Raw genomic sequence first — 7,583 nt, forward strand, 5'->3', positions numbered from 1 at the left:
AAGCCGCCCGCGCCGGCCGCCGTGCTCTGGCCGGAGACGCCGACCACTTCAACCATGGCCGCGAAGCCGACCATGCATTAGATCTGAACCGGGCCACCCAATGGGGGCAGGCCAAACTGCGCCAGGCGAACGAGATCCTGAAGAAGGCGTCGGCTTATTTTGCGATGGCGGAGCTCGACCGCCCGTTGAAGCGATGAAGGCGTTCATCGATGCGCACCGTGAGGTCCATGGAGTCGAGCCGATCTGCCGCGTTCTGCCGATCGCTCCGTCGACTTATCACGAGCACGCCGCCCGCCGGCTCGATCCGGGCCGGCTCCCGCCGCGCGCACGACGCGATGCCCGGCTCAGCGTCGAGATCCGGCGCGTTTTCAATGAAACTTCGGCGTCTACGGGGTCCGCAAGGTCTGGCGCCAGATGCACCGGGAGGGCTTCGATGTTGCTCGTTGCACCGTGTCCCGCCTGATGCGGAGCATGGGGTTGTCGGGCGCGGTCCGCGGAAAGCGCATCCGGACCACCGTGCCGGATCCCGCTGCGCCTTGTCCGCGCGACCGGGTGAACCGGGTCTTCAGGGCGCCGGCGCCGAACATGCTGTGGGTGTCAGACTTCACCTACGTGGCGACCTGGGGCGGCTTCGTCTACGTCGCCTTCGTCATCGACGTAACCCTCCGCCGAGGGCCGCAGGTCAGGCCGCCTGCGACGCCGTGGTCTGGCTCCAGTTCCAGGGCAGGAGCTTGTCGAGCTGGGACATGGGAGTGCCGGCGATCCTGCCGAGGACATCGGCGAGCCAGGCTTGCGGATCGACGTCGTTGAGCTTGGCGGTGGCGATCAGGGAGTACATGAAGGCCGCCCTGTCGCCGCCGCGGTCGGAACCCGCGAACAGCCAAGCCTTACGGCCTATGGCGACGCCGCGCAGCGCGCGCTCGGCCGCGTTGTTGGTGAGGCAAGCCCTTCCGTCCGCGAGAACGCCCGCGAACCCGTCCCAGCGCCTGAGCATGTAATCCATCGCCTTGGCCACCGGGGCATGGCGCGAGAGTGCCGCGCGCTCGCGGCGCATCCATGCCTCGAGATCGGCGACCAGCAGGGTGATATCGGCCCGCCGCGCGGATAGGCGGGCTTTGGCGGCCAGGCCGTTGATCGCCCGCTCGGCGTCGAAGATCGCATCGATGCGCGTCACCGCCTCGAGCGCGATCGGCGAGACCGGGGGCGCCTGCTTGCCGCGCCGGGCGGAGGCGGCGATATCCGCGAGTTCGAAGAACTTGCGGCGCGCATGGGACCAGCAGAGCGCCTCGGTGATCGGCTCTGGCTGGCGATCGGCGGCGTAGAGCCCGCCGAAGCCGGCATAGGCGTCGGTCTGGAGAATGCCGCTCCAGCCTGCGAGGTGGGACTGGGGATGTTCCCCATGGCGATCACGCGAGAAGCGGTAGAGCGCCGCGGGTGGCGCGCCGCCGGCGAAAGGGCGGTCATCGCGGACATAGACCCAGAGTCGCCCGGTATCGGTCTTGCCCTTGGCCAGCACCGGGACCGGAGTGTCGTCGCCGTGCAGTCGCTCGGCGGCGAGGACATGGGCCGCGATCAGCCCGCGCAGCGGCGCGAGCGCGGCGGTGGCCGCGCCGACCTGATCGGCGAGCGTCGAGAGGCTGAGTTCGACGCCTTCGCGGGCATAGCGCTCGGCCTGCCGGTTCAGCGGCTGATGCTGGCCGAACTTCTCGAACAGGATCGTTGCGAGCAGGTTCGGCCCGGCCCAGCCGCGCGGCGTCGGATGGAACGGGGCCGGCGGCTGGCTGATCCGCTCGCAATCCCGGCACGAGAACTTCTCGCGGACGGTTTGGATCACCTCCAGCGTCTCGGTGATGTCCTCCCCGAGCTTGACGATCCGGCCCGAGCCGCAAGCGTCGCACTGGCAGGGCGCGGCGATCACCACCCGTTCGCGCGGCAGATGTGCCGGGAACGGCTTGCGCCCGGTACGCCGACGCGCGGGGCCGAGAGGCGCGGGCGTGCTGGGGCGCGCGGGCGCTTGGGCCGCCAATTCATCCTCGGTCGCGGCGGCCTCGAGTTCCTCGAGCTGGAGTTCGAGCTGGTCGAGCAGCCGCGCCTTGCGCTCGGACCCGGCGCCATAGAGCGCGCGCCGGAGCTTCTCGATCTCGAGCCTGAGCGCCGCGATCAACGCCTCCGCGCCGGACAGAACCGCCCGGTCCCGCGCGGCTTCCAAGGTCAGGGCCTCGGCCGAGATGGAGCGCGCCTCCGCCGCCGCGAGCGCGGCGCGCAGAGCCTGGATCTCCTCGGCGGCATCGGACATACCTTAAGTTTATCGCATGTCCTCAATATGTTGGAATAAAATCAGCGCTCCGGCCTCATCCCGCGGAAGAGGCCCGCCAGGTCTGGCGCGGATTACGCCAATCGATGCCTTCGAGCAGGTAGCCGAGCTGCGCCGCCGAGACCGCCACCGCGCCATCGGCCGGTGTCGGCCAGATGAAACGCCCATGATCGAGCCGCTTCACGTAAAGCGACATGCCGACGCCATCGTGCCAGAGTGCCTTCATCAGCGACCCGCGCCGCCCCCGGAAGCAGAACAGTTCCCCGGCGTGCGGATCGCGCTTCAGGCCCTCCTGGACCAACAGCGCCAGCCCGTTCATCCCTTTCCGCATCTACGGACGCCTCCCGGATTGCAAGGCGGTTTACTGATCTAACTGCTGGCAGGCTTGCAGCCATCTATCCGGCCTCCAGCAGCGGCTTACAATCGGCCGCGGGCCACCATGAGATCCGTTGAACCCTTGTCCCATCATATCGTCGAGCTCGGGGCTCAATGCGCAAACCGGGTCGATCGGGTTCTGGTCTCGCCAGTCATGTCATCTCAGATCACCGCCCTCGCAATTCCCGTAGTTCCCTCAGCCTTGTCAGGCCGCCCTGTAGGCCGTTCCCTTAGTGACCATCGACCACATGATCCTAGCCATCTTGTTGGCCACGGCGACAGTGACGATGTTGAAGTGCCGCCGCTCCAGCATCTTGTTGATCCAGTCCCATATTCCACCGGTTCGACCGCGCGCGACTCGAACGACGGCGCGCGCACCGTGGATCAGTTGCTTCCGGAGATAGGTGTTGCCGCGTTTGGTGATGCCGAAGGTTCGCTCCTTTCCCCCGCTTGAATGCTGGCGCGGCGTGATCCCCAGCCAGGCAGCAAAGGAGCTGGCGCGATCAAACGAGCCTCCGGCCGTCAAGAACGCGGGCATGGCGGTGGCAATGACAGGTCCTACCCCGGGCATCGCGCGCAGGCGCCGTGAGACGTCATCCTCTTTGCATTTGGCCACGAGCTTCTTGTCGAGCTCGGCGATCGAGCGGTCGTAGTCGCGAATCTCCGCGGCGATCATGCCCAATAAGTCCGTCACCTCCCGAGGCAGTGTCGAACCGGTTTCTTCAACAGCTATCAGCAGTTGGTTCAAACCGGCGCGTTGGTTCGCCGAAACGAGGCCGAACTCGGCCAAGTGCCCTCGCAACGCGTTGATCGCGCCGGTGCGCCGTCGAATGAAGTGGTCGCGCACCCCGTGCAGCATGAGCGTCGCCTGCTGCGCTTCGCTCTTCACCGGCACGAAGCGCATGCCGGGACGCTGCACCGCCTCGCAGCATGCCTCTGCGTCGGCCGCGTCGTGCTTGTTCCCTTTCACATAGGGTCGCACGTATTGCGGCGGCATGAGCCGGACATCATGACCGAGTTCCGCGAGGCAGCGGCCCCAGTGGTGTGCACCGGAGCCCGCGTCCATTCCGACCAGGCACGGTGGGTGCGTCGCCATCTCGGCCAGGAACGTTGCCCGGGTCAGCCGCCTCCGAAGCACGGTCCTTCCCTGGGCATCAACGCCATGAACCTGAAAGACGCGCTTCGCAATATCCACGCCAATAACCGAAACGGACATGTTCCTTCTCCCTATTGCCAGGCTGACAGCCTGGCGCCGCGCCAAGGGAGGCGTCCATCCCATCATGTCGGTCGCGCCGCCGGCGAGCCAGACCTTCGCCCCCGGCGGAAAGGCGATCATGCCCGCTCCAGAACCGCGATCACCCGCGCCAGCGCCGCCGGGTCGATCCCGGCGCCGACGATGAGCCGCCGCCCGTTCATCAGCACAATCTCGACCCGCTCCGCGCTGGGTGCTGGGCCGGTTCTCGCAGCCGCCTCGGGCGCCAGCGCCACGGGCGCGAAGCTCGGAGCCGGCTCCGCCCCGAGCCTGCCTTCGCGGGCCAGCCGCCGCCAGGTCGTCAGCAGCGAGCGTGAGATCCCATGCTTGCGCGCCGTCGCGGTAACCATGCGAGGGCCGGAGAAGCTCGCCTCGACGATCCGCAGCTTGTCCGCGTCGCCCCAGTGGCGACGACGCGCGGCATCCGCCGCAGACAGCACTTCGATCTCAAATCCGGACTTAAGGTCGACCATAAGGTCGCATCTACCATCCCGGCCAATGCCAAGTCAGACGGTCCTCGGCGGAGGGATACAGCTGGTCGATACGCACGCTGCTCAATGTTTACTGACGTGACCTCAAGCGCCTTCGCCTACGCGGGCGCCTTTGTCTACGGTCGGACCCGTACGCGGGCGGCGCGCGAAGACCGCATGGCGGCGAAGGTCTATTGCTATGGCTTGGGCACTTGAATTGGCTGTACCGGCCCTAGTAGCTCTTCTATGCCAAGCGGAGGGTCGTTCTCGTCGCTGCCTGGCTCGTCCACCGACAGATCCCCAACCAACACAGACAAGTTGACGACTTCGCAGCGCTGAAATGTAGGATTTTCACCCGAATCTCTAATCGCTGCCATCAGTATAGCCATATCGCCATCGCTCAACCTTAGACAACCGTGGGTAGCTCTCAACCGACTTCCTGTTCCGAGCGTCCCGCCGTGGATCAATAGTCCGACGCGACCGTTGCCTTTTGCATCCATGGCTTGACCATCGACAGGGTCTAAGACCAATGCGCCGTTCGATCCGTATGAATTACTTGAGTAAGGCGTACCGGCACCAGTTGCTACAGCACGAGGCACTGCATATCGGCCCGTAGGCGTGTCCCCAAATGGTAAACTAGGGTCGCGCTGGGGGTTCCCGGCCAAGAGCGCTCGGGCGTTATCGGCTTTTCCCAGAACCTTCAGGTCTGCGACAATCGCAGCGCCGCTTACACGCTTCAACGTAAGCAGACCTGTTCGGTGCCTATCAGAGGGCAATCGTACGTCCAAGACGAGATCGACCGGTTGCGCTAGTGTTGGGCATGGGAGCGTTGCAGCCGTTAGCACAGCGATGAATCCGCGCCTTGAGATCATCATGCCTCTCCGTTAGGGTGACGAGTTATGTTGGAATTCGTTAGTTTTCTCTCCGGATTATCCCGTTACATTTTTGTAACGCATGCTTCTGTCTCCAATAGAAGCCCCGCTGCTTCTGCTGCATGGGCGGTATTTCGCGAAGCTGGCGTCAGGCGCCACGCAAAGGTGTCGCCGCCCCAGGTGACCGCCCCACGCCACCGGCGAGAAAGGTGACCCACCGACGGCGCCACCGGCCGGAACGATTGAGGAGGCGATCGACCCAAGATCATTGCTGACCGACATTCTCGCCGATGAACCGCTGCGTGTACGGCATAGGGAGTTCTGTTGCTCCGCGATCCGGTATTCGAAGGCCGCTCTACTCAAGAACCGCCGAGACGGCAATAATGAAGGTCATGCAATCACTCTTGCCGAGCTTGTATGCTTCGAAGACGCGGTGAGACGCCGCGCGAATTCGTAGTCCTCCTTGTTAACGGTTACGTCGAAGCAATTCTGCTGCACCGAGGTGTAGAGTTCCTCCTTTAGCAGACCTGGCACGGGTTCACCGAAGTACGACCACGTTGCCTCGACCGCACCCGTCGGCGCGGCGATGGTGTGTCCGATCGCCAGGAAGTCGCGTTCGCCTCCGTGTGGCTTACAACTGAGCGCGACGAAGGCGTGCCCCGGCTTGCCAGTGCTGTCGGGCGATTGTCGCGCACAGAAGGCTACGCTGTAGACCGCTTTGGGATCGGATCGATTGCTGAGGTCGAGTTCTGCAGCGCCCAAGCCGGCTCCCGACAGGGAAAGCGCCGATGCGGCCACGAGGGCCATCGAGGACAGCACCGCTGCGGCCCTGATACCCATCGGCCAGCCGCATCTCAGCCGAGAACCGCCCGGGGAACTGGCGGTGCCGTCACGGCTTCGATCATTCATCAGCATCCTCCACTTGTTCATCGGCCGAAGACATGTCGTCCGCCGGCCCGCCAGTCGTCAATTGGGCATAGCGGCAAGTCGTTGGCCGTTCTCCACAAACGCGGTGGTCAACTTAGGCGTCAGAATCCCGCAGCCTCTTGCACTCAGGCGAGGCGTCGGCCTCCCCACACTCACCCCTCACGGCGCTCCTGAAGCTGGAAATGCCGCTTCCGAACTCGCCAAAGAGGGGCGCGATTCTACCTCTGCCAAACAGGACGATGATGACTACCGCAATGACGGCCAAGCCGCCAAATCCGATGTTGCTCAGCATTAAGGTCTCCCCAGAAATACCCGTGTCACATCACGCACGCCGCCCGCAGCGGGCGGGACCATCAGCAGCGAAAGGTCAAACGTCACCTCGAAGCGGGCGCCGCCCGTGTGATATCCTGGGGCGAGCGTGCCGGGCGCCGGTGGCGGCTCCGGCGTCGGACCGTGGGGCGCCCTTGCGTCCCCTCGCATACGGGCGCCCACCCCAGCGCATCGGCCGGCACGACCAGCGAGGCCTTGGGCGCGCGCTCGACATCCTCGTTGGTCGGCGGCGTCGCAGGCTCCTCGGCGATCACCTCGCGGACGGTGAGCGGCAATCCGCCGAGGCCCATCGCGGCCAAAATAGAACAGTGATTAATTGTAACTTTTATTGATAACAGGCTATTGATTGATTCGCAATTGTAATGATGGCTCAATAACGAGTCAGGCATTGTGTTTCCCCGACGAGAATTCCCTCACCTTGGTTGCATCCTGTAGGATAGTCGCGTCGACACGTGCCGCCGTTTTTGGAGCCAACCATCATGCCCCCGCCTGAAACCTCGCCCTTACGGATCACGCCCAAGTAGCAACTCCTCTGACAGGACCAAACACATTCGCAACCCCTTCGAACAAACTTGCTGTCTCCGCTCGACCTAGTCGGTGGCGCCTGGGCCGGCCATCAGATTGGTCGACCGCCGCCGTTGCCGGTCGCCCTAGGTGCTCACTCGAGCGGCCCGGCCTCGCCGATCTCCATGAACGGTATTCTCGCGCTGAATCGCGGCCCTGAGTCGATGAAGGTGTCTGGCGAGAACATCGTCGCGAAATCGACCGGCTCGACACGGTAGCTCGCCGGCATGCGCCGGTCGACTTCTTCGAGGTAGGCGACCAGCCGGCCCGCCCCAAGAGCCTCCAGGAGGGTGTTCGGCAGGGAGAAGCTCGTGGTCCAGAAGAGCTCGCTGTTTTCTCGCTCTGCCTCGCACAGCTCGGCCAGCCCTGGTCTTGCCCCCATTTCACCGGACACTCAGGCGGTTGCGGTTTCAGCTGCGATGAACTCGCGGGGCGAGCGCATTTTCAGCCCTGAGTGCGGGTGGTTTTCGTTGTAGTCC

Annotated in this window: 7 protein-coding genes, 1 pseudogene and 1 other annotated feature; of the genes and pseudogenes, 1 reads left to right on the plus strand and 7 read right to left on the minus strand. The window is 64.6% G+C overall.

All coding sequences use genetic code 11. The features are described from left to right. Window positions 1-113 precede the first annotated feature (113 nt). Window positions 114-672: pseudogene (locus ACLJK8_RS21125) on the plus strand (IS3 family transposase); the annotation flags it as partial. Further along, window positions 152-268: a sequence feature (AL1L pseudoknot), on the plus strand. Its footprint overlaps the pseudogene before it by 117 nt. 10 nt (window positions 673-682) lie before the next feature. Here the strand turns inward: ACLJK8_RS21125 and tnpC are convergent. The 7 genes from tnpC to ACLJK8_RS21160 all read right to left on the minus strand — a co-directional run bounded on the left by tnpC (window position 683) and on the right by ACLJK8_RS21160 (window position 7,486). After that, on the minus strand, window positions 683-2,296 hold the full coding sequence (tnpC, locus tag ACLJK8_RS21130) for an IS66 family transposase (protein WP_413152366.1): 1,614 nt from the start codon (window positions 2,294-2,296) through the stop codon (window positions 683-685). A gap of 55 nt (window positions 2,297-2,351) precedes the next feature. Then, window positions 2,352-2,645 carry an IS66 family insertion sequence element accessory protein TnpB gene (gene tnpB, locus ACLJK8_RS21135; RefSeq protein WP_413152367.1) on the minus strand — a complete coding sequence of 98 codons (294 nt, stop codon included), beginning with the start codon at window positions 2,643-2,645 and terminating at the stop codon, window positions 2,352-2,354. A gap of 249 nt (window positions 2,646-2,894) precedes the next feature. After that, window positions 2,895-4,025, minus strand: a complete 1,131-nt coding sequence (locus ACLJK8_RS21140; protein WP_413152369.1) for an IS110 family transposase — start codon at window positions 4,023-4,025, stop codon at window positions 2,895-2,897. After that, window positions 4,022-4,381, minus strand: a complete 360-nt coding sequence (gene tnpA / locus ACLJK8_RS21145; protein WP_413152371.1) for an IS66-like element accessory protein TnpA — start codon at window positions 4,379-4,381, stop codon at window positions 4,022-4,024. The genes ACLJK8_RS21140 and tnpA overlap by 4 nt, the downstream gene beginning before the upstream one ends. A gap of 1,292 nt (window positions 4,382-5,673) precedes the next feature. Then, window positions 5,674-6,192, minus strand: coding sequence for a hypothetical protein (locus tag ACLJK8_RS21150; protein WP_413152372.1), 519 nt, complete (start codon window positions 6,190-6,192; stop codon window positions 5,674-5,676). Window positions 6,193-6,304: 112 nt separating this feature from the next. Continuing rightward, on the minus strand, window positions 6,305-6,502 hold the full coding sequence (locus ACLJK8_RS21155; protein WP_413152374.1) for a twin-arginine translocase TatA/TatE family subunit: 198 nt from the start codon (window positions 6,500-6,502) through the stop codon (window positions 6,305-6,307). A 696-nt stretch (window positions 6,503-7,198) separates the two neighbouring features. After that, window positions 7,199-7,486 (minus strand): hypothetical protein, encoded by a 288-nt coding sequence (locus ACLJK8_RS21160; protein WP_413152376.1) that lies wholly within the window; start codon window positions 7,484-7,486, stop codon window positions 7,199-7,201. Between the last annotated feature and the right edge of the window lie 97 nt (window positions 7,487-7,583).

This window comes from Amaricoccus sp. W119 (assembly GCF_047275745.1).
GTDB lineage: Bacteria > Pseudomonadota > Alphaproteobacteria > Rhodobacterales > Rhodobacteraceae > Amaricoccus.